The organism is Paenibacillus sp. CFBP 13594 (assembly GCF_014842675.1).
Lineage (GTDB): Bacteria > Bacillota > Bacilli > Paenibacillales > Paenibacillaceae > Paenibacillus > Paenibacillus amylolyticus_B.
Genome location: NZ_JACYVQ010000011.1, coordinates 155833 through 176767, shown reverse-complemented (window position 1 = coordinate 176767; position 20935 = coordinate 155833). Strand labels below are relative to the sequence as shown.

Below are 20935 nucleotides of genomic sequence, written 5' to 3'. Positions count from 1 at the left end.
TACTCATCATAATGGTAACAAAACGTTCAGACACCCCTCACCGTCCGAACGGATTAAGCTTAGATCAACCAAAAGCGGTGTCCCGGACAACTCTGGACACCGCTTTTATCATTTATTTATTACGGATTCAATCCTGCACTATCCTTGCGAAGGTCCCGCAGCAATCCATGATAACAACCCGTACGTATGCTTGCAATCTGCTGTACGTGACACTTCAAGTACCGCTTCATCCTCACTCTGCGAGAGCAAGGAAATCTGGAATCCCCGATCATTGCTCATGCCCACAATCACATAATGTTCTGAAGCAAATGATTCTTCAAAAACAACGGTTACCTCTGTGCATACTTCACTCTCCGGCAGTACAAAAGCTTCCATCCCGAATTGTTGTACAACTGGTTGTTTGCTTACGCTGCGAACGGGCTGGAAGGCCAGATGTTTGGCTTGAACTGCCCCTGATTGCAACTGGCTGCTGCCCACGGCATCATCACAGAGATGCTCCTGTTTAATCGATTGTTCACTTAACATAAACTCCGTAGTTCCAGCGAACTCCTGTGACTGTTCAAGCTGTGGTTGCTGAGCCTGTTCCGCCGGCTCTGTCGTGAACAAAGCTGCCGGTAGTTCGCCAAGCTGATCTGTTTGGGATACCAGCTCTTGTTGTTGCTCCAGACCAGTACTCGGTAATGCCTCGACGATTACCTGCTGTGATTGCTGTACACCTTCATTTTCTGGTTGAAGCAATCCCTCTTGTCTTTTGATCGCTGCCAGTTGCTCCAACGTTTCTCCACTGAACTGACGAATCGCATTCCATATCTCTTCGCTCAAATGTGCTGGACCTACAATCCCCGCATTCAAGTGATTAGAGGTAATACTCTGCTCACTAAGTTTGCTGCCGTTCACGCTGCCATCGGCCAATTTGGCACTGGTGACGGACCCATTTTGCAGATGAACCCCGCTTACTGATTCCTCTTCCAGATGAGTTGTGCGAATACTGCGTTCTTGAATATGATCAGCAAGAATGGTTCCCTCCTGAATATGACGAGTTTGCACACTTTTGTCTGCTATGTGGATAGCCGATACCGCACCTTCAAGCAATTTATTACCATTTACACTGCCGTCAGCCATTTTGGCACTTGTTATGGAACCATTGTGCAGGTGAATCGAACTTACCGATTCCGCTTTGAGGTGGGAGATCCCAATGCTTCGCTCTTGAATATGGTCAGCATGTATGGCTCTCTCTTGGATATGACGGGATTGCACACTTCCATTGGCAATATGGACATCCAACACCGCATCGTCAAGCAGTTTGTCGCTGCTCACACTGCCATCCGCCAGTTTGGCACTCGTTACGGATTCACTTTGCAGATGAACCGCACTTATTGCTTCCTCCTCCAGATGGGACGTACCAATGCTATGCTCCTGAATATGATCAGCAAGGATCGCTCCTGACTGGATATGGCGAGTTTGCACACTTTCCGACGCGATATGGCTCCCCAATACAGTATCTTCGAGCAATTTGCTGCCGCTAATGCTACTGTCAGCCAATTTGGCACTTGTTACGGACCCATTTTGCAGATGAACCGCACTTACCGCTTCCTCTTCCAGATGGGCTGTGCCTATGCTTCGCTCCTGAATATGACCAGCATGAATAGCTCCTGCCTGAATATGCCCGGATTGCACACTTTCCGATGCGATATGAATCCCGGATACCGTACCTTCGAGTAACTTGCTGCCAGTTATACTGCCATCCGCCAGTTTGGCACTCGTTACAGCTCCATTTTGCAAATGAATGGCACTTACAGACTCCTCTTCCAAATGTGCTGTGCCGATGCTCCGCTCTTGAATATGATCAGCATGAATGGCTCCTGCTTGAATCTTACTGGATTGCACACTATCGTCTGCAATGTGGATATCTGATACTGCTCCTTCAAGCAACTTGCTGCCGTTTACACTGCCGTCGGCCAACTTGGTACTTGTTACAGACCCATTTTGCAGATGGATGGCACTTACTGCTTCCTGTTCCAAGTGAAGCATGCCGATGCTGTGCTCCTGAATATGGTCAGCAAGGATTACTCCTGACTGGATATGGCGGGATTGCACACTTTCAGAAGCGATATGGATTCCCGACACCGCATCTTCGATCAACTTGCTGCCGGTTACACTGCCGTCGGCCAGTTTGGCACTGATGACAGACCCATTTTGCAGGTGAATCGCACTTACGGCTTCCTCCTCCAGATGTGTTGTGCCGATGCTCCGCTCCTGAATATGGTCAGCATGAATGGCCCCAGCCTGGATATGCCCGGGTTGCACACTTTCTGACGCAATATGAATCCCCGATACGGTTCCTTCAAGCAATTTGCTGCCGTTTATACTGCCATCCGCCAGTTTGGCACTTGTTACAGATCCATTTTGCAAATGAACTGCACTTACAGACTCCTCATCCAGATGAACTGCGCCAATACTGCACTCTTGAATATGATCAGCAAGGATTGCGCCTTCTTGGATATGACGGGTTTGCACACTTTCATTGGCAAGGTGAGTAGCCGATACGGTTCCTGCAGCTAATTTGCTGCCATCCACACTACCCGTTGCTAGTTTGGAGCGTGTTACAGATTCATCCTGCAAAATAATCGTACTTACCGCTTCTTCTTCCAGATGAGATGTTCCGATGCTGCGTTCATGGATATGATGAGGAAGAATTTCACCATCTTGAATATGACGGGAATGCACAGCTCCTTGCTGCAGGTGAACAGCACTTGTCGACTCTGCCTGAAGATGCAAACCACTGATCAAACCTGGCTGAAGGTGAGCCGCTGTAATGGATAAAGGTGCCAGATGGTCTGTTTCGACAGATCCGGGTGCCAAGTGATGCGATGTGACCACCTGTTCAGCAATATGCTCCTCATGAATGATGTCTGCCTTCAGATGCTGTGAGCTCACTACTTGAGTCCCCAAATGGTCAGATTTCACGCTGCCTTCAGCCAGATGGACGGATTGTACAACGGATGGCTGCAAGTGCTCGCTACCTACAGCAGCCTGTTGCAGTTCTGTCCCGGATACCGAGTCTGCTGTCAAATGGTCCGCACTTATGGAGCCATGCCGAAGTTTGTTGCCGGTAATACTGCCATCAGCAAATAATTCCGGTGAGCGTATTTCTTCCGACAAATGTTCCAGTGAAACGGAATGCTGCTTCAGGTGATACCCACGAATGGTTCCTGCTGGAATATGTTTGGCGTTAATGCTCTCTGCCATAATCTTGGAAGAAGTCACGCTGCCGTCTGCCAGTTTAGCTGACGTGACAGCAAAATCCGCCAGTTTATCTGTTGCAACACTCTCTGGCGAGAGCTTGGGGGAGGTAACCGCATGATCTGTTAGATGAGGCGGAAAAATGGACCCGCCCGCCAGCTGGGCTGAAGTTACACTATCAAGAGCCAATTTGTCAGTTGTGACCGCAGCCCGTGCAATCGCATCCGTTTCAACACTGCCCGGCTGGAGATGAGGTACACCTACGGCATGTTCTGTCAGGTGTTCCGATTTCACTGCATAAGGTCTCAGCGCCTCGGAACCCACGCTGCCTGGAGCCAGATGTGTACCCGTGACTCCACCACTCGCAAGATGCGAGGATATAACACTTCCCGGGGCAAGCGCTCTGCTACTTACCGATGCCGTTCCAAGCTTTTCTGTTGTCACACTTCCATCCGCGAGTTTAACGTCTGTAACGGCCGCATCCTGTAATTCATACGTACCCACGGCCGACTCTGCAAGATGCCGCTCACACACCACATCGTCTGCAAGAGCATCTCCGGACACACTTCCGGCAGATAGATGAGTTGCCTCGATGCTTCCACTTGCAATGTGAATGGAGTGAATTGCGGAATTGTCCACATGTACCGGTGTGATTCCCCGATTCGCGATGTGTTCCGCACGAATGGACCCTTTGGCAAGATGTTTACCCTGTACGGCTTCATCCGCAATTTTGGAAGAAATGACGCTCTGATCAGAAATCTTGGATGCCGTAATGGATTGCTCCAGCAATTTTGCTGTTCCCACAGACTGGTCTGCCAGTTTGCTGCTGGTTACTGCACCTTCCATCAAATGCTCACTGCCCACTTCTCCATTGCCTATCTGCTCCTTGCCAACGGAATGAGCGCGAATCTGATTTGATCCGATTGAACCGTCCAGGAGATGTCTTCCACTTAGTGAACCCTCAGCTAAATGTCTTGTTTGTATGGATCCATCCTCTATCTGGTCACTTCCAATACTGCCACTTAATAGTTGTGAACGACCGATAGACCCTTCAGCCAGATGTGTCTGTTTAACAGCACCTGCCTGAATATGGTGAGACTCGATGGATAGTTCGTCGATTTTGCTGCCTGTGACAGCGGCTTCCCGAATTTTGGATGTAGTCACTGCATCGTCAGCCAGTTTGGAGGTATTCACAGCTCCACCCGTGAGATGTCTTGTATCCACCCCGCTAATCGCAATCTTGTCTCCAGTTACGGCATGATTCTTGATTAACTCTTCCGTTACCAGCATGCGGCTGAGATGTCTTGTGCCGATGGAGCCGTCGGCAATTTTGGCCGAATCGATGACCTGGTTGCCAAGCTTCTGAGAAGTAATACTGCCATCTCTGATTTTCTCACCGGCAATAGAAGCATTTCGTATTTTATGACCAGACACAGAGCCGTCAATCAGGTGCTCCTCAGATACAGACGCTTCCGCAAGTTTCGCCGAAACAATGGCCCCGTCAGCAATGTGAATGCTGGTCACCGCATAATCCTGCAATGCTTCACTGCCAACCGCATCCGGTTTCAGCTTGGAGGCATCCACAGAGAAAGGAGCCAACTTGCTCTCCGTAACAGCAAATTCACTCAAGTCGTCCGTGTAGATGTAGTGTCCGGTATGACCCGGCATCTGGTTTTGGTTCAGGATCTGCAGCCGGTCCTTGCTTGTTATCTCCTGTTTGTTGATGTCCTGCTCTTCTTCCAGAGCAAGCGGAGCCAAGCTGCTAACCTGAATCTGCTTTTCCGAGCTATCTTGTGTCTCAACTTCCTTGCTATCAGACTCTACGGGTTCCGTCTTGATTTTGGCTTCGATCTCTAGCTCTTCCAGCTCGTTTGTTGAAGAAGGTAACTCCGTTGATTCAAATAGGAATTCTTCCGACTCCTGAACAGCCCTCGAATCCCTTTTATTCGTATTCAAGCGTTCTTCCCTATTCACAGTGAAACCTGAGTTCATCTTGTCTGCCCGGCGATCAGTCAGTTCCAATTCCTTGAATTTCGGGCTCACATGCCGCAGTTTCGGCGTTGGAACCTTCTTTTTGCCATTTTTACTCATGCAGCTTGCTCCTTCCTCTAACGTTCGTCTCCGGCATCATATGCTTCCATATGGGCATCTGCCACTTCATTTATGACTTTTGCGGATTCCAAAGCACGAATGTACAGGCGTCAAGACAGGAAGGTTCGATGATCTTCGTGGAAATAGGCGTGTCAGGGCAGCAGAGGAAAGGCGGCTGTCCACGCCCCCGTCCCAGTCATGTCATAGGATATTATGTTTAGGTCGTGTCTGAAAACTCGCTGAAGTGCATCTTTCAACGTCTTTTCGCCCCCTGCTGTGTCATTTTCCCTTGACGTGCCCCGGCACGCCTGCGGAAAACTTCCTTGCTTGGAACAAAGATTTGGCAAACCTGCTTCCTTCGGAGTTTTAGACACGCCCTGAGCAAGCACTAGTGCTTGGCGATGCATCTTACACACCGGTCTGCGTTATCGCGATGTCTGAGCCATGCGGTGACAGGCCGGCATTCCATGAATGGACGATCCATGGTCGCGATAACATCGAAGGAGGAACGGTCATGCTCCAAGAAACGATCGGCATTATGTTCGATTCACGCATGTACCGGGGGATACCGGCCGGAAGGACCGGTCAGGAATCACTCGCGAATTATGAACAGGCAGCGGCCAGTTATGGATTAACTCCCTGCTTTTTGAGGCTGGAAGATATCGATTCGGATCAAAAAACATGTCTTGCCTATGTAAAAAAAGAAGGCAGATATGTTCGCGAGCGCATGCCACTGCCCCCCGTCATTCATAACCGCTCACTCCAGCTTCGCCGGACGGAACAGCATCAGATTACCAAGCTGATGTTGCAGGGTATCCAGGTATTCAACGTTCGCAACCGGTACCGTAAAGATCACATTCATGACATGCTTCATCAGGACCTCGCCTTGCGAGAACACCTGCCCCATGCAGTTAAAGCTACGCCAGAGTCTCTGGCCTATATGATGGAACAATATGATGACCTCGTCATCAAACCATGCAGCGGCAGCATCGGTCATGGTATTATGCGAGTCTTTGAGCGAGATGGACAGTGGAAACTAACCTGTGAGACGAAGGCTGCACGCAAAGGGTGGGCTACCTTCCGATTGAGCAAAGGACAGCTTCCTTCCGCTACCCTAAGGCGGATCTTTCGCCATGCCTACCTCATTGAAGAGCGTATCCCGCTGGTACGTTATGAGGGCAGACCGGTAGATTTACGGGTATCTGTACAACGTGGCGGCGATGGTCTTTGGGGAATAACAGGCATGTTTGCCAAAGCGGCTCCTGCCCATACGTTTGTAAGCAACATTGCCCAGGGCGGTAAAGTCATGAAGCTCGCAGAGGCCCTTGGATTAGGAGAATCTGGCTTTGACTTGGCTCGGCTGGAATACAGAATCGGACTCGTTGCACTTCGAATTGCCCAGAATCTGGCGGCCAGTCTGCCACATCTGGCTGATCTGGGTCTTGATCTCGGGATAACGCGCAGCGGCCAGATCTACTTTATTGAATGCAATGGACGGGATCAGCGTTACGGTTTCCGCAAGGCGGGAATGTCGGAACACTGGAAGGCAACGTACAGCAAACCAATGGCTTATGGGCGTCTGCTGCTGGAACAGAATTCGAGGATTCCGAGACAACCGCAGACATACGATAGGAGACTATATTGATTTCGTGTGCATTCTGTGTCAATATTATGCAGAACGGCCGGTCTTGCCGGCCTTGAAGTTCGCATTAACCCTAAGGGGGATATTCATGGCAAAAACGCTGTTGCGATTAATGACCGAGCTTTCTTCGCGCAAATGGATCTCCCGGACCGTGGGAGCCTTCTCCAAAAGCCGGGGAAGTAAGGCATTTATCCCTTATTTTGTCCGGACCTACGACATCCCTGTTCAAGAGGCCGAGAAAGATTGGAAAGAATACCGTTCACTGAACGATTTCTTTACCCGCAAATTAAAGCCGGGCATGCGCCCGTTGGAACTTTCAGAGCATGCACTGATCAGCCCGGTAGATGCCAAGATTACGGCAGCCGGTCCAATATCTGCAGGGACACTCCTGAATGTTAAGGGACAAAATTATACACTTGCTGAATTATTAAACCATTCTCCCCATCTGGAGAAGTACAAGCACGGGTACGGGTTCGTCCTCTATCTCAGCCCTCGCGACTATCACCGCATTCATGCACCTGTCAGCGGCCGCAAAATAGAGAGCGAACACATCAAAGGCAAAGTTTATCCCGTGAATGACTTTGGCCTGACCCATATGAGATCCGTGCTTAGTCGAAACGAACGGCTCATTACGTATATCGCACACGATTACGGTGAAGTGGCGGTTGTCAAAGTAGGTGCAATGAACGTGAGTAGCATACAGTATGCTGATACGGACACAAGTACCTGGGCACAAGGCGATGATCTGGCCTATTTTGAATTCGGTTCCACCGTTGTTCTGCTGACGCAAAGTGGCACATTCGAACCAAACCCCGGCTTACAGCCAGGCGATTCGGTCAAAATGGGCGCATTGCTTGGTCGTTTGAAACCGAAGAACTAATGAGTCCATACGCAAATAAAGAGGATGGCGCAGCACCTGTAACCAGGTACTGCGCCATCCTCTTTATGAATTCATATTCATCCATATATACATGCAATACGAAGCTTCGCTCCGTCGTTATTGGTCTGCTGAGTTCTCCTCAAAACCACACATCTTGCAAGTCCTCTGCCGGTTTGAAGCGACGCAGACGGTTTCGGAAAATATTGCATCCCTTCGTAGAGCATCCCCGGTTGCGGACCCGACGTTTTCCGTTCATCACAAGTTCCCCCTTTTGGTCATCTGGAATGCTAGATAATTACCCTTGCGTTCCAGACTTGAAACGGTTTCCTGTTCTTCTCATCAGAATTTCAACGAATCTCGGACGGGCTTTTGCCTGTATACTGCTTGAACTGACGACTGAAGAAGAAAATATCCCGGTATCCCAGAGCATCTGCCACTTCGGTCACATTCATGCCGGTATGCACCAGCAGATGTTCCGCCCGTTCAATACGCATGCGGATAATATAAGATTGCACCGATGATCCAACCAATTCCTTGAACTTGATTGAGAAGTATCGGGGCGATAAGCCAGCCCGCGCAGCCAGATCTTCCACCCGATGTGTAATCCCCGGATGCTGACGCACATAATTGGCGACCTCCTGGATGACATCAGACAACTGGTTGCTTACCTTTTTCTCCACAGGTTCTTCCGTATCAGCCCGCAGCAAATGAATCATCAATTGCTTCAGAATCAATCGGCTCTCTTCATCACGTCCGTACACATCCGATAAGAACAGTCTTACATAACGTGCCAGCAAGTGCTCAAACTCCACCGTTTCCTGTACCTCGCGATAGGACTGAGGCACATCAGTCACAGGTCCGTCCACATCAAAGTGAATATACGTAAGTACCAACGGTTTTTGTTTATTATGTGTTGCAGTAGGATGATCTCCTGGCCTGAACAAAAAACAACTACCCTTGCCAACCTCATACGACTGGTCATTTAGTACAAGCGTTCCTTCACCACTCCATACATAAAATAAATCATAGTTTTGCATCGGTTTTTCCCGCTTCTGCCACTTCCAGCCCGGTTCACAGACAATTTTGGCGACAGCGGGCAAAATAACAAATGATGACGGCGATGCCTGCAGCATGTCGCCACTCCCCCTTGATAGTTAATCTCTCTGCATATGGCATCATTCTGATCTGAATCTCACTTCTTCAATCAAGGCCATATGTATTTAAGCATCTAGCATCATTCAATACAACTTGCTCATATATGATCTCTGCTCTTACAGGAGCGAAATGTCTTATCCCATTATACAGCGGAATTCACCGAAACGAAAATGTGCACTTCTCCCAGGCTAACCGCATTCGCCGGATTCCCTCTGTCATCTCTTCTTTCTCCAGATGTGCAAAAGCAAAACAGGCCGCAGGATGACCTGAAGTCAGCCGATATCGCTCTGCATCACGAAACAGTATGCCATCCTCCTCAGCAAGCTTTTTAAACCGCTGATAACTGTCCACATCGCCATTCCAGGTAGCGTAGATATGCAGTCCTGCATCACCAAGCTGCATTGTGAATGCTTCCGGTAACTGTAGTTCCATCTCTCGGACAAAAAAATCATGCCGTTCCCCATATAACCGGGTTAACCGTCGTAAGTGCCTCAGATAACCTCCTCTGGTCATAAATTTTGCCAGTGCGCGCTGCTCTAACAGCGCCGGAGGTACCGGTTCATACAGCGCCTTGGCGGCAAGGAGAGGTTCTACCAGACCAGGTGGCAGTACGGCATAACCAAGTCGGAACGAAGCCACCATCGTTTGTGAGAATGAACCGACATAGATGACGCGCTGTTCACGATCAAGCACTTTGAGGGGTTCAATCGGTCTTCCGCCCCATCGGAATTCGCTGTCGTAATCATCTTCAATAATGACCGCATTCCGCTTTGAGGCCCACGCAAGCAAGGCACGTCTTCTGTCCAATCCCAATACGGCCCCTGTTGGAAACTGCCGGGTAGGAGTGACAAATAACGTCTGTGCCTCCCAAGGCAGAGGTATAATGCCTGCGGTATCCACCTCTGCCGGGATGATATGCCCACCACAGGACTTGACGGCATGCGCGATGCCCGGATACCCCGGATTCTCCAATACAACTGCTGTATTCTCCGTAATCAGCAATTGAGATAGCAAGGTGATACCTTGCATTGAACCACTGAACAATACAATCTGAGAGGGTTCAGCCTGGATACCACGTGTCCATCTGAGATGGGAGGCGATGGCCTCACGCAGTTCCGGATCACCGGCTACACCGCTTGATTCTCGCCAACCGCTGCGATGAACTGCAGCGAGTGCACTTTTCCACTCCCCTAACGGGAAATGTTCGGCAGGCATGCGTTGCATTTGAAAATTAATGACGGACGGCTTCGGTGAAGACATCTGAGTCCGCAGGACATCATGTTGTGTGTTCAACCTCTGTACTCGTTTGCCCCAGGCAGACAGCTCGAGAACGGCTTCCTGTTTCTCATTTTCCTGAGTGGATAATGTTTCGGTGACAAATGTACCTCTTCCCCGATGTGCATGGACATAACCATCCGCAAGCAGCATGTCGTATACCTGAGCTACCGAACCACGTGACATCTCATATTGCCTTGCCAACTCACGGGTGGAAGGAAGCCGCGTGCCTCCCACCAATGTACCTGCATGAATGGCATCACGTAACGCATGGTACAATGCCTCATACTTGTATCGATGCTGAAGTTCATAGGTATCCATCGGCAGCCACAATTCCATCATGCACCTCTCTTCATTTGTCTTCATCTGTTATCCCTGACTAATTGGCCTACTAAAGTGAATGTAAATTGGATCTATTTCATTGTCAATGTATGAACTATGGTTATGCATAAGAGATGGCGTTCTATTATACATTCAATGATGGGGGAATACACATGAGACGGAAAGAATTCACAGTAGATGAAGAACAGGAAATTACGGCATTTCTGGATCAGTGCTCCTTCGGGTTTCTGGGAACGGTCAGTCCGGATGGACAACCACGGGTTACACCGCTGAATTTCGTTTATATGGACGGTTGCTTTTATTTCCACGGCAGTCTGGCTGGCGAGAAGATGAAACAGATCAAACAGGATTCCTCAGTCAGTTTCACGGTGGCTGAAGAATTCTCCCTGATTCCATCCTATTTCAGTGATCCTGAGCTTGCTTGTCCGGCGACTTCATTCTTCAAAAGTGTCATGGCCTTCGGTCAGGCAGAACCGGTTAAGGATCTGGACATCAAAGGTAAGGTGCTGCAACGATTCATGGAGAAACTCCAGCCGCAAGGCGGATATGTACCCATTGACGCTACTGACTCGCGTTACACAGGTAACCTCAAAGCTGTAGCCGTAGTCCGTATTATTCCAGAACGGATCAGCGCCAAGTTTAAATTTGGACAAAACCTCTCCAGTGAACGATTCGATCATATCAGTGGTCAGTTGGAACAGCGCAATGAAGGAAGGGATACCGAAACTGCTGAAATGATGCGGAAATATTGTCCATTTCATCAGCAATAAATTTCATTTTATAAGTATTCCTCCAAGGTTGAATTCAACGATAACCTACCCGAAAACCCTCTGCAACAACGCGGTAAAGCGATATAACTGTCATATTGCGTAATTTCCGTGACGGGGGCATGTCAAGGTGATATAATGTTAGGCAGTTGAATCACAAAGACTTGGAAGGATGAAAAGAATGAATCCACTGGCTGAACAGTTGAACGAAAGTATTCAGACAGGCAGCAGTCACGTCTACTCCATGCTGTCACAGCTTGGCAAAGAAATTTATTTTCCTAAAGAGGGGATTTTGAGTCAATCTGCTGAAGCAGCAAGCTTGGCCAAGACCCATAATGCCACGATTGGTATCGCCCTGGAGGGTGGTGTGCCGATGCATCTTCAGGTTATTCAGGAGAAGCTGTCTGCATTCCAGCCAAAGGATCTGTATCCTTACGCTCCACCTGCAGGCAAACCTGAATTGCGGACCGTCTGGAGAGACAAGATGCTGAAGGAAACGCCTTCTCTGGAAGGCAAAACGTTTGGCAATCCGATTGTAACCAATGCTTTAACCCATGGACTAAGTATCGTAGCCGACCTGTTCGCCGATGAAGGGGACGCTGTCATATATCCGGATAAAAACTGGGAAAATTACGAGCTGACCTTCGGAATTCGTCGTCATGGCCAGTTAGTTCATTATCCCCTGTTCGATGATCAGTTGAACTTCAACAGTGATGGTCTGCTTCAGGCTTTGCTTGATCAAAAGGACAAAGGTAAAGCGATCGTTCTGCTCAACTTCCCGAATAACCCTACAGGTTATACGCCTGGAGCGGAAGAAGCAGATGCCATTGTAAACACGATTCTTCAGGCAGCTGAAGCCGGCGTTAACGTGGTTGCTGTAACAGATGATGCGTACTTCGGACTGTTCTTCGAAGATTCCATTCATGAATCCCTGTTTGGCAAACTTGCCAACATTCATCCACGTGTGTTGACTGTAAAAGTGGATGGTGCAACCAAGGAAGAATTCGTATGGGGCTTCCGCGTTGGATTCATTACGTATGCCCATGAAGATGCAGCCGTTCTGCATGCATTGGAACAAAAAACACTCGGTATTATCCGGGCAACGATCTCCAGTGGCCCGCATCCTTCCCAGACTTTTGTATTGGATGCGCTCAAAGCACCGGAGTTTGAAGCACAGAAACAGGAGAAGTTCGAAATTATGAAAGGCCGCGCCAATAAGGTAAAAGCCATTCTCGATAGTGGCAAGTATGGAGATGCATGGGATTATTATCCGTTCAACTCCGGTTACTTCATGTGTCTGAAGCTGAAAGAAGTTGGCGCTGAAGAACTTCGAAGCCACTTACTTCACAAATACGGTGTGGGTACAATCGCCCTGGGTGAATCGGATCTTCGAATCGCCTTCTCCTGTATTGAAGAATCCGGATTGGAAGATCTGTATGAAACCATCTATCGTGGAGTTCAGGATCTGCGGACGACTTAGTTAAAACAGACAGTAACGAATTAACGCAATCTCAATAGCTCAGGGGAAAGAGGATCATGTCTGAACCCTGAATGATATAAGAACCCTCTGTATGCGGGGACGACGTTACATGTCTCCGAATATACAGCGGGTTCTTTTGGTGTTTTACAACTCACCAGATATCACTTACCACACCGGGACAGCTGCCCAAAAACTCGAATTTCCAACTTTTCCGGGCATCGGCCCAATCAGCCTAACCCCAAGGCACATAATATACGATGTACGCAAGGGCGTGCCAAACAACCACTTGAAAGGGGAATGACCATGTCTGGAGTTGAAGATACAAGAGGCGGTTATGGATGCGGCGGTTACGGAGGATTTACTAACACAGGTGCCATTCTCGTTCTGTTCATCTTGCTCGTAATTATCACTAAATCGTTCCTCTGTTAGTACCAATACACACTTGCGCGAGAACCAAGTGATCTGATTGCATGATTCCATTACAGCACAAAGAAGGGTATACCGGGATACAGCCCGGCATACCCTTCTTTTGTTATCTTTTGTACCTCTCACTGATGAACCCAATGTAATAATCCAAGTTGGTCAGGTGTCCGATCGATTGTTTACTCGTCCTCTTCTTCCTTCAACCACTTGTTACCTTGTGAACGCCGCATGATCACAATCACCAGTATACCCAAAATAAGGGCTACTCCGGTGACAGTCAGTCCGGTTGCTCCGGCAGCCAGCATAGGCAACCACATGAGTAACGCAGCCAGTGCATGTAGATGGAATATGAATCCCAACACCTGAGAACGACGACTTTCTCCCGAGATCGGGTAGATCATAATCCAGAACGATTCACTATGACTGCGACGCAGCGCACCCAACTGAACACCTGCAAGCAACAGGAAGAACAGATACACCCCTACACCAAAGTAGCTGCCTGCTGTCCACCAGGATAGTAACATACCCAGTACAACCAGACGAAATACAATGGAAAACACTTCGGTTCGAATAAACGTTTTGGTAATCAGATATCGGTAAGCTTTCCCTGCATTCCAGGGAAGACCGCTCCCCAATTTGCTAAGCCAGCGACGCGAACTTACTTTCTGTCCGGATGAAGGCACATCCACGAACCAGCCGAGCGTCCGCATAACCCTGCCAGCCTGCCCCTGCTCCACCTGTATCAGACGTTCCCACGCCACCCGATGTTTTACCGGGATACGCAAGGCAACGATATAAACGACAGCCAGTAACAGCAGGAACCATACGCTGCGCTGAGGTGGTTGCCATAACCATGCGCCAACTGCCAGAACTGCCGAAGCCCAACGCAAGAGACGGTATCCTCTTGCCGCGCCAACCTGAACCATTCTTAGCTCTTGCCATGCTCCATAACTGGACAGCCCTTTCCACAGCAGCAGGAATACGATGAACCAGCCAAATGGCCGTGCATCCAGATCTGCTCTGACATAGAGAGGCCACAGTGTAACAAATACAAGCAGTAGGCCCAGACTTTTATAGATGATGCCCCTGGCAAAGCTGTTCTTCAAATATTCCTGCATCCGGTATTCCTGTGGCCGCAGGAATACAATATCTGCTGGAAGCAGATATGTACGATAACTGCTAAACAGCACCAGTGGCGCCAGCAGCAGCAATGCAATCCAGCGAATCGGGAATTCTGCGGGAATGTTCTGGACAAACGATGTATACCAGGCGGAGAACGCAATGACGAGAAATAAAAAGACCATAGCTACACCGCTCTGGATGACATATCCCAGATAAGGAAGAATTCCGTTCCAGAATCCTGTGCGTCTTTGCTTCCATAGCAGCTTGAGATCCATGCTCAATCCCTTCCTTGTACGAGGGAATAGAACATGTGCTCCAGCGTGGCATCCGATTCCCCGAATTGGGAACGCAGTTCATTCAGCGTCCCTTGAGCAATAACCTGTCCACGATGCAGTACAATAAACCGGTCACAGTAATTTTCAATCGTGGACAGAATGTGTGAACTGAGCAGGATGGATGATCCCGAAGCTTTCATCTCCAGCATAAAATCAAGCAAGGAGCGAATACCCAGCGGGTCCAGCCCCAGAAAAGGCTCATCAATAATGTACAGTGGCGGTCCTGCCACAAAAGCACACATAATCATGACCTTTTGCCGCATGCCCTTGGACAGATGAGTCGACAGACTTGTACTTTTTTCATTCATACGGAATAATTGCAGTAATTTCTCCGTACGTTGTTTGAAGTCAGCCTCCGACACATTGTACGCTCTTGCCGTAAACTCCAGGTGCTCCATTACCGTCATCTCATCATACAGTTCGGGTGATTCCGGTACGAATGCCATGGCCGATTGGTAGATCTGCGCATCCTCATCCCGTTTCTTGCCCATCACTCGTACTTCACCCTGTTGAGGTGTCATCAAGCCGAGGATATGTTTCATGGTTGTACTTTTGCCAGCACCGTTTAAGCCGATTAGTCCAACCATCTCTCCACGTCCGACTTCCAGATCGATGCCGTGAAGGACCGGCCGTTTGGCACTATAACCTCCGCTTAGCCCGCTGATTTGCAGAACAGGCGATTGAACATTTTCCATCTATCCCTGCACCCCTTTCGTCAGATTCTATTCTTCGGAGCGTGGCGTTTTGTCTTTACTCCACTTGGGTGCTCCCTTGTTTTTACGATCCTGATCGCGCTCCGTGCGTCCTGTATTGCCAGTAGGTTTGCTACCTGCTGGGCGTGAATTGGAGATTGTAGCTCGGGTTCCCCCATTACGATTACCCTGACCTGGTTTGCGATCTCTGGATTGCCCTGGTTTTCTGGAGAAGGAATGTCCCTCAGGCCGCGTGTCCGGACGCGGATCAGCCTCCAATACTTTACCGCCAAAGAGTACACGTTCTGACAGTTCGATTCCGAGTTCGCGTGCGAATTTACGCATAATAAAGATCTGTGTTTCATCCACAATGGATAGCACAATACCCGAACGTCCCATTCGGCCTGTACGACCTGCACGGTGAACATAGTGCTCCGAGTCAAAGGCAGGGTCATAGTTAATGACCATTGGCAATCCTTCGATATCCAGTCCTCTGGCAGCTACTTCGCTGGCGATCAGCAACTGAAGTTTGCCATTACGGAAGGCAGACAATACGTTACTGCGGGTCACTTTGTCAGCATCCCCATACAGCGCAGCAGCAGACAAACCCAGATGATTCATTTTTGCTTCAACTTCACCAATATCTTCGGTTGCATTCACAAATACGATTGCCCGATCCGGATTGTACTGTCTAACCAGACGACGCAGCATGTCAATCTTGTTACGGTTTTCTTCTACAAAATAATAATGCTCAAGGCCCGCAGCCGTAGCGCGATCCGGTTCAATTCCGATCTGAACAGGCTCTTTCATCTCACGCTTCGCGAGTCCAGCCGTATGCTCATCAATCGTTGCGGACAGGAAGATCAGCTGACGGTCCCGCAATGCGCTCTTGAGTACAAAGTTCACGTCACTTACACCGCCAAGTTGGAACACTTGGTCCGCTTCATCGATAACAATCGTAGAGACGTTGTGCATTTTCAGTTTTTTGAGTGTAATCAATTCCTTCAGTCGTCCTGGTGTACCCACAACCAATTGTGGATGCTCACGCAGCTTCTCGATCTGACGTTTAGCCGCTGCGCCACCAATCAGACCCAATACGCCAATCTTACGTTCTTCCGCATAACGCTGCGCTTCACGTACAATTTGCATCGCCAGCTCTTGTGTAGGTGCAATAATGAGTTTCTGCGTGCCTTTGATATCCATTTTGATGGATTGTAACAGTGGCAGCAAGTATGCCAGCGTTTTCCCTGTTCCCGTCTGGGATTTGGATACGACATCCCGGCCTTCCAAAATAACCGGTATGGTCTGAGCCTGTACAGGCGAAGGTTCGTTAATGCCATGTTTCGCCAGAACGGCCTCCAGATCCTGTTCCACGCCAATTGAAGCAAATGTTTGATTCGTCATGTATGTCCATCCTTTTAATTTATTCATTTTGATGTTATATAAGTTCAACTAATGATTATTTACACTGACACTTCGAGGACAGAACAACCTTCCGATCACTGTTATCCCCAGATTTTTTTGATTCCTTTTTTTCTAAAGGAAAAAATCCGGAGATAAAGGTGCACGCTTCGCTTCTTCAGGTTATTTCAGTCCTCTCCGTTATTGTGTAAAAGTTTAGTGGAACGTATAAATTGCTTGTATAGAACCGAAGCCTGTCATCACATTACCTTTCATTATATGCGAAAAAAGCCCGTGCACCAAATCTTATTCCAGAATTGTATGTATACACGCCAAAAAAAAGAAAAGCCCCTCGGCGGAGCCTTTCTTTCATTCCGTATATGATGCCTCGTATCACATTTACTTCTGATTCATTACACCGTGCGACAATCGATCTGCAAGACGAGGAAATAGCTGGTACAGCCATATGCCAGCAGAAGCAAGTCTTGGCAGATTCACTTCTTCCTTGCGCTTTTTCATTGCCCGAATCATATGACCCGCAACATCTTCCGGTTTCAACATCATCCAACGTACATTATTCACATAATTGCCAGATGGGTCAGCCCGATGGAAAAATGGTGTATCAATCGGACCTGGATTAATCGTTGTCACCATGACGCCAGTCTTGCGAAGCTCTTGACGCAGCGCATTACTAAATCCAAGTACAGCATGTTTCGTAGCTGTATAGGAAGCGGATTTGGCTGTACCAATTTTGCCAGCCATGGAGGCCACGTTCACAATCTGACCTTTGCCACGTTCCAGCATTTGTGGAAGCACTGCTTTGGTGCAGCGGACAATGCCCATGTAATTAACGTCCATCATCTCATCGAATTCCTGTACAGACATCTCTGTCATCGCTGCGAATTTCCCGTAACCTGCGTTATTCAGCAAAATGTCGATTCGTCCGTATTTATGCAATATCGCATCCACAGCTGCCTGAACCTGCTCACTATCCGTAACATCAAGTGTGAGTAATTCATGCTGCCCTTTCAGCGAGGCACCAATCTCTTCCAGCTTGTCCCGTGAACGGGCAGCCAGAATCGGGATGGCTCCTTCTTCTATCAGCATCTGCGCACACAGCGCACCGATACCACTCGATGCACCTGTAATAAACACTACCTGATCTTTCAGCATACCCGATGTCCTCCCGTATTGAAACACATATTGCCTCTTGAGGCATATGGCTCTATTCTACGAGATCATGACCTGAATATCCATCTCACCAATGCCATCCATCAGCAAAGGAATACTCAGTGCTTTCGTTGCACTAAATGTAGTCAGATGTTCGGACTTCATCACTTGTGGAGGTGTAATATCAACCACAACACCTTGGTTCGACAGGATGGTGCTGGCATTACCACTGATCATATTACCCAGTTCCGAAATAGCACTTTTACTCATTTCATCCATTTCTGTAATGACAAAACCGCCCATCATCGCAGATACAATTTTCAATGCAACTTGTTCATTGATTCCAAATACAATGTTTCCGCTAAGTTGCCCGGTCATTCCGATCACGATCCAGACATGGTCTGCAATGTACTCTACATTTTTCACGCCAAGACTCCCGGTGGAAGGCGAAACCTGGATGAGCTGTTCGAATACGTTCCGTGCCGATTCCAGGAAAGGATTAATCACTTCCGCTTTCACTGTCTATGTCCCCCTCGCACTGGGTTATTGGTCACACACCAAAAGTCCCATATTCATTAAATTTATTATACTTTATCACGTACAAGAATTCATTAAGAATTCGTTAAACCATGTGTACTATAATTTATCGTCATCCGTGGGGCAAATGTTTATAGCTGATTCTAGCGAATAAACAGCGCTTTTCACTTCTTTTGAAGAAAGATTTTCGTTCATTGTGCGTGGCAAAAGGCATTTAGGACTTTATTACTGCTTCTCACAACTGTTAAAAAAATCAAATTCTTGTATTCGCGTTTTTTTCACAGTCTCTTGAACTACTTTTGATCCTGATAATTACCTTCATTGCTCTGCTGTCCTGAATCACCTATAATTTAAGATAACGGAACAATAACCAGTTACGGGATTACATCACACCAAACACTACATAATCAAGATACTTTGCCTGCAAGGAGGTCACCTATGAACATAAGCCAACTGGAGACACTAATTACCATTTCCAAAACGATGAGCTTCCGCAAAGCGGGAGAACTTCTGAACCTGACCCAACCTGCCGTCTCGGCCCAGATCAAAAGTCTGGAGGACGAATTCAGCACCGTTCTTGTGGATCGTAACCAACCCGTTACCCTGACAGACCGTGGACAGGTATTTCTGGAGCACGCTGAACGGATGCTCGACATCGTCGATGAGTTGAAACAAAAATTGTCCGATCTCGATGAAACGCCCCAAGGACGTATCGTGTTAGGCACAACAACTTCCATTGCTATTCAGATCTTGCCAAGGGTGTTATCCTATTTCCAAGATCAATTCCCGCTGATCAAAACCAGTATCCAATCCCTTCCTTCATCACAGATCTATACCCAGGTCGAAAATGGTCTGGTTGATATTGGTATCGGTTATCTCACGGAGCGTAATCCCAACCTGAATACATCTGTGCTGTACTATGACACATTTGAACTCGTGGTATCTCCTTCCCACCCACTGGCGAAGAAAAAACATGCTGCAGTAGATGTGCTCCGGAGTACACCATTGATTCTGCTGTCCCCTGATACAGTAGGACGAAGGTTTACGGAAACCATTTTCAAGAAACATAATATTGAACCTAATATTGTAATGGAGTTATCGAGCAGCGAAGAAGTGAAACGGATGGTCGAGATTGATCTCGGGGCAGCTGTCATCTCCAAACAATCTGTTGCGCATGAGTTGCGTCAAGGTACATTGCGAATGATACCCTTAAGTGAGCTGGAGGTCAGTCACCCTGTAGGTGTCATCTATAAGTCCAGTCGTTACCTTAACTCAGCGATGCAGCAATTTATAAGTGACCTCAAAGGCATGCCGGAAACCCAATTCATCAGTTCAGAATGACAATGAGCCATGAGAAAGGAAGGATTCCATATGAAATTTGATCTTCATACACATCATTTTCGTTGTGGTCACGCAGACGGCAACATCCGCGATTATATAGAGGCAGGTATTAAGGCAGGACTTCAGGCCATCGGTATCTCGGATCATACGCCATACTTTGGCAGTGAGCTTGAGCAAGCATTTCCCCGGATCGCAATGGGTAAGTCTGAATTGCAGCATTATGTGGAAGAAGTCCTTGCTTTGAAAGAAGAGTACGCGGGTAAAATCGATGTACTGCTCGGCATTGAATCCGATTATTTCCCTGCTTATGCAGAATTGTACCGTACCACACTGGGACAGTATCCTTTTGACTATATTATTGGTTCAGTTCATCATACTGAGGATGTAAGTATCTTCAACAAAACCCGATGGAACGGACTGAGCAATGCTCGCAAAGTTGAAGTGAAAGAAAGCTATTATTCACTAATCCGGGAATCGGCTCGCAGCGGTATGTTCCAGATCCTTGGACACATTGATGCGATGAAAGGAAACTATCCACCTTTCTCCGAAATTATCGCTGATCAGGCCATTGATGAAACGTTGCAGGTCATTGCAGAATCCAACGTAGCGATCGAAATTAACACATCTGGCAAAACCAAACTCAGCGGTGGCTGGTATCCTTCGGATGCCATTCTGGAACGCGCCCATCATTATGGAGTGAAGGTGACATTTGGATCGGACGCTCATAAACCACAGCGCGTTGCAGACGAGCTGGATGACGTTCGTACACGTCTCAAGGAGATCGGATTCACCGACTGGGTATACTTCAAGCAGAAACAGATGCAGGTTGTACCACTGTAAAATAGAGCAAACACAAAGGCCCCCACAGCGCGCTTGTAAACGCCGTGGGGCCTTTTATTGCCCTATATTAGGAAATATAATTAAATTTCACACGATAACGGAGGGGACAGAAATAACGTGAAGAAACGAAGTGTTCGCCTAAAAGCTTTCTGAAAGAAATCTGCATCGGAAGCATACGCTATCCCCGGATTTTCCCTTT

Annotated in this window: 15 protein-coding genes; 7 read left to right on the top strand and 8 right to left on the bottom strand. The window is 48.1% G+C overall.

Annotated features, from left to right (window positions below; all coding sequences use genetic code 11):
* Window positions 1–138: 138 nt before the first annotated feature.
* Window positions 139–5334 carry a WIAG-tail domain gene (locus IFU39_RS27565; RefSeq protein WP_192135936.1) on the bottom strand — a complete coding sequence of 1732 codons (5196 nt, stop codon included), beginning with the start codon at window positions 5332–5334 and terminating at the stop codon, window positions 139–141.
* 514 nt (window positions 5335–5848) lie between these two features.
* Here IFU39_RS27565 and IFU39_RS27560 point away from each other — a divergent pair.
* On the top strand, window positions 5849–6979 hold the full coding sequence (locus tag IFU39_RS27560) for a YheC/YheD family endospore coat-associated protein (protein WP_192135934.1): 1131 nt from the start codon (window positions 5849–5851) through the stop codon (window positions 6977–6979).
* An 85-nt stretch (window positions 6980–7064) separates the two neighbouring features.
* Window positions 7065–7856 (top strand): archaetidylserine decarboxylase, encoded by a 792-nt coding sequence (gene asd, locus IFU39_RS27555; RefSeq protein WP_047841263.1) that lies wholly within the window; start codon window positions 7065–7067, stop codon window positions 7854–7856.
* Between the two features lie 347 nt (window positions 7857–8203).
* Here asd and IFU39_RS27550 read toward each other — a convergent pair whose 3' ends face one another.
* Both IFU39_RS27550 and pdxR read right to left on the bottom strand, forming a co-directional pair.
* Window positions 8204–8989: an AraC family transcriptional regulator gene (locus IFU39_RS27550; RefSeq protein WP_105601246.1), complete on the bottom strand. Its 786-nt coding sequence runs from the start codon at window positions 8987–8989 to the stop codon at window positions 8204–8206.
* 178 nt (window positions 8990–9167) lie between these two features.
* Window positions 9168–10628: a MocR-like pyridoxine biosynthesis transcription factor PdxR gene (pdxR, locus tag IFU39_RS27545; protein ID WP_342345682.1), complete on the bottom strand. Its 1461-nt coding sequence runs from the start codon at window positions 10626–10628 to the stop codon at window positions 9168–9170.
* Window positions 10629–10780: 152 nt separating this feature from the next.
* Between pdxR and IFU39_RS27540 the strand changes: the two genes are divergently transcribed.
* From IFU39_RS27540 to IFU39_RS32690, 3 genes are all read left to right on the top strand, one after another.
* Window positions 10781–11398: a pyridoxamine 5'-phosphate oxidase family protein gene (locus IFU39_RS27540; RefSeq protein ID WP_036673405.1), complete on the top strand. Its 618-nt coding sequence runs from the start codon at window positions 10781–10783 to the stop codon at window positions 11396–11398.
* A 178-nt stretch (window positions 11399–11576) separates the two neighbouring features.
* Window positions 11577–12875, top strand: a complete 1299-nt coding sequence (locus IFU39_RS27535) for an aminotransferase class I/II-fold pyridoxal phosphate-dependent enzyme (RefSeq protein WP_091020859.1) — start codon at window positions 11577–11579, stop codon at window positions 12873–12875.
* A 303-nt stretch (window positions 12876–13178) separates the two neighbouring features.
* Complete coding sequence (locus tag IFU39_RS32690) at window positions 13179–13304, top strand: YjcZ family sporulation protein (RefSeq protein WP_206759599.1); 126 nt, start codon at window positions 13179–13181, stop codon at window positions 13302–13304.
* 173 nt (window positions 13305–13477) lie between these two features.
* On the opposite strand, the gene IFU39_RS27530 is transcribed toward IFU39_RS32690, so the two are convergent.
* The 5 genes from IFU39_RS27530 to IFU39_RS27510 all read right to left on the bottom strand — a co-directional run bounded on the left by IFU39_RS27530 (window position 13478) and on the right by IFU39_RS27510 (window position 18537).
* Window positions 13478–14695 carry an ABC transporter permease gene (locus tag IFU39_RS27530; protein WP_192135930.1) on the bottom strand — a complete coding sequence of 406 codons (1218 nt, stop codon included), beginning with the start codon at window positions 14693–14695 and terminating at the stop codon, window positions 13478–13480.
* A 2-nt stretch (window positions 14696–14697) separates the two neighbouring features.
* Window positions 14698–15450, bottom strand: coding sequence for an ABC transporter ATP-binding protein (locus IFU39_RS27525; protein ID WP_091020857.1), 753 nt, complete (start codon window positions 15448–15450; stop codon window positions 14698–14700).
* 27 nt (window positions 15451–15477) lie between these two features.
* The gene (locus tag IFU39_RS27520) at window positions 15478–16851 is read right to left on the bottom strand and encodes a DEAD/DEAH box helicase (RefSeq protein WP_047841268.1); all 1374 of its coding nucleotides are present in this window, start codon (window positions 16849–16851) and stop codon (window positions 15478–15480) included.
* Between the two features lie 396 nt (window positions 16852–17247).
* A complete protein-coding gene (locus IFU39_RS27515; protein ID WP_192135928.1) occupies window positions 17248–18021 on the bottom strand; it encodes an SDR family NAD(P)-dependent oxidoreductase in 774 nt (257 codons plus the stop codon).
* Between the two features lie 57 nt (window positions 18022–18078).
* Entirely contained in the window at window positions 18079–18537 is a 459-nt protein-coding gene (locus IFU39_RS27510; protein WP_036605799.1) for a chemotaxis protein CheX, read from the bottom strand.
* 456 nt (window positions 18538–18993) lie between these two features.
* Here IFU39_RS27510 and IFU39_RS27505 point away from each other — a divergent pair, with 456 nt between their 5' ends.
* Window positions 18994–19896 carry a LysR family transcriptional regulator gene (locus IFU39_RS27505; protein ID WP_036605798.1) on the top strand — a complete coding sequence of 301 codons (903 nt, stop codon included), beginning with the start codon at window positions 18994–18996 and terminating at the stop codon, window positions 19894–19896.
* A 30-nt stretch (window positions 19897–19926) separates the two neighbouring features.
* Window positions 19927–20736, top strand: coding sequence for a histidinol-phosphatase (locus IFU39_RS27500; protein ID WP_091020855.1), 810 nt, complete (start codon window positions 19927–19929; stop codon window positions 20734–20736).
* Window positions 20737–20935 lie beyond the last annotated feature (199 nt).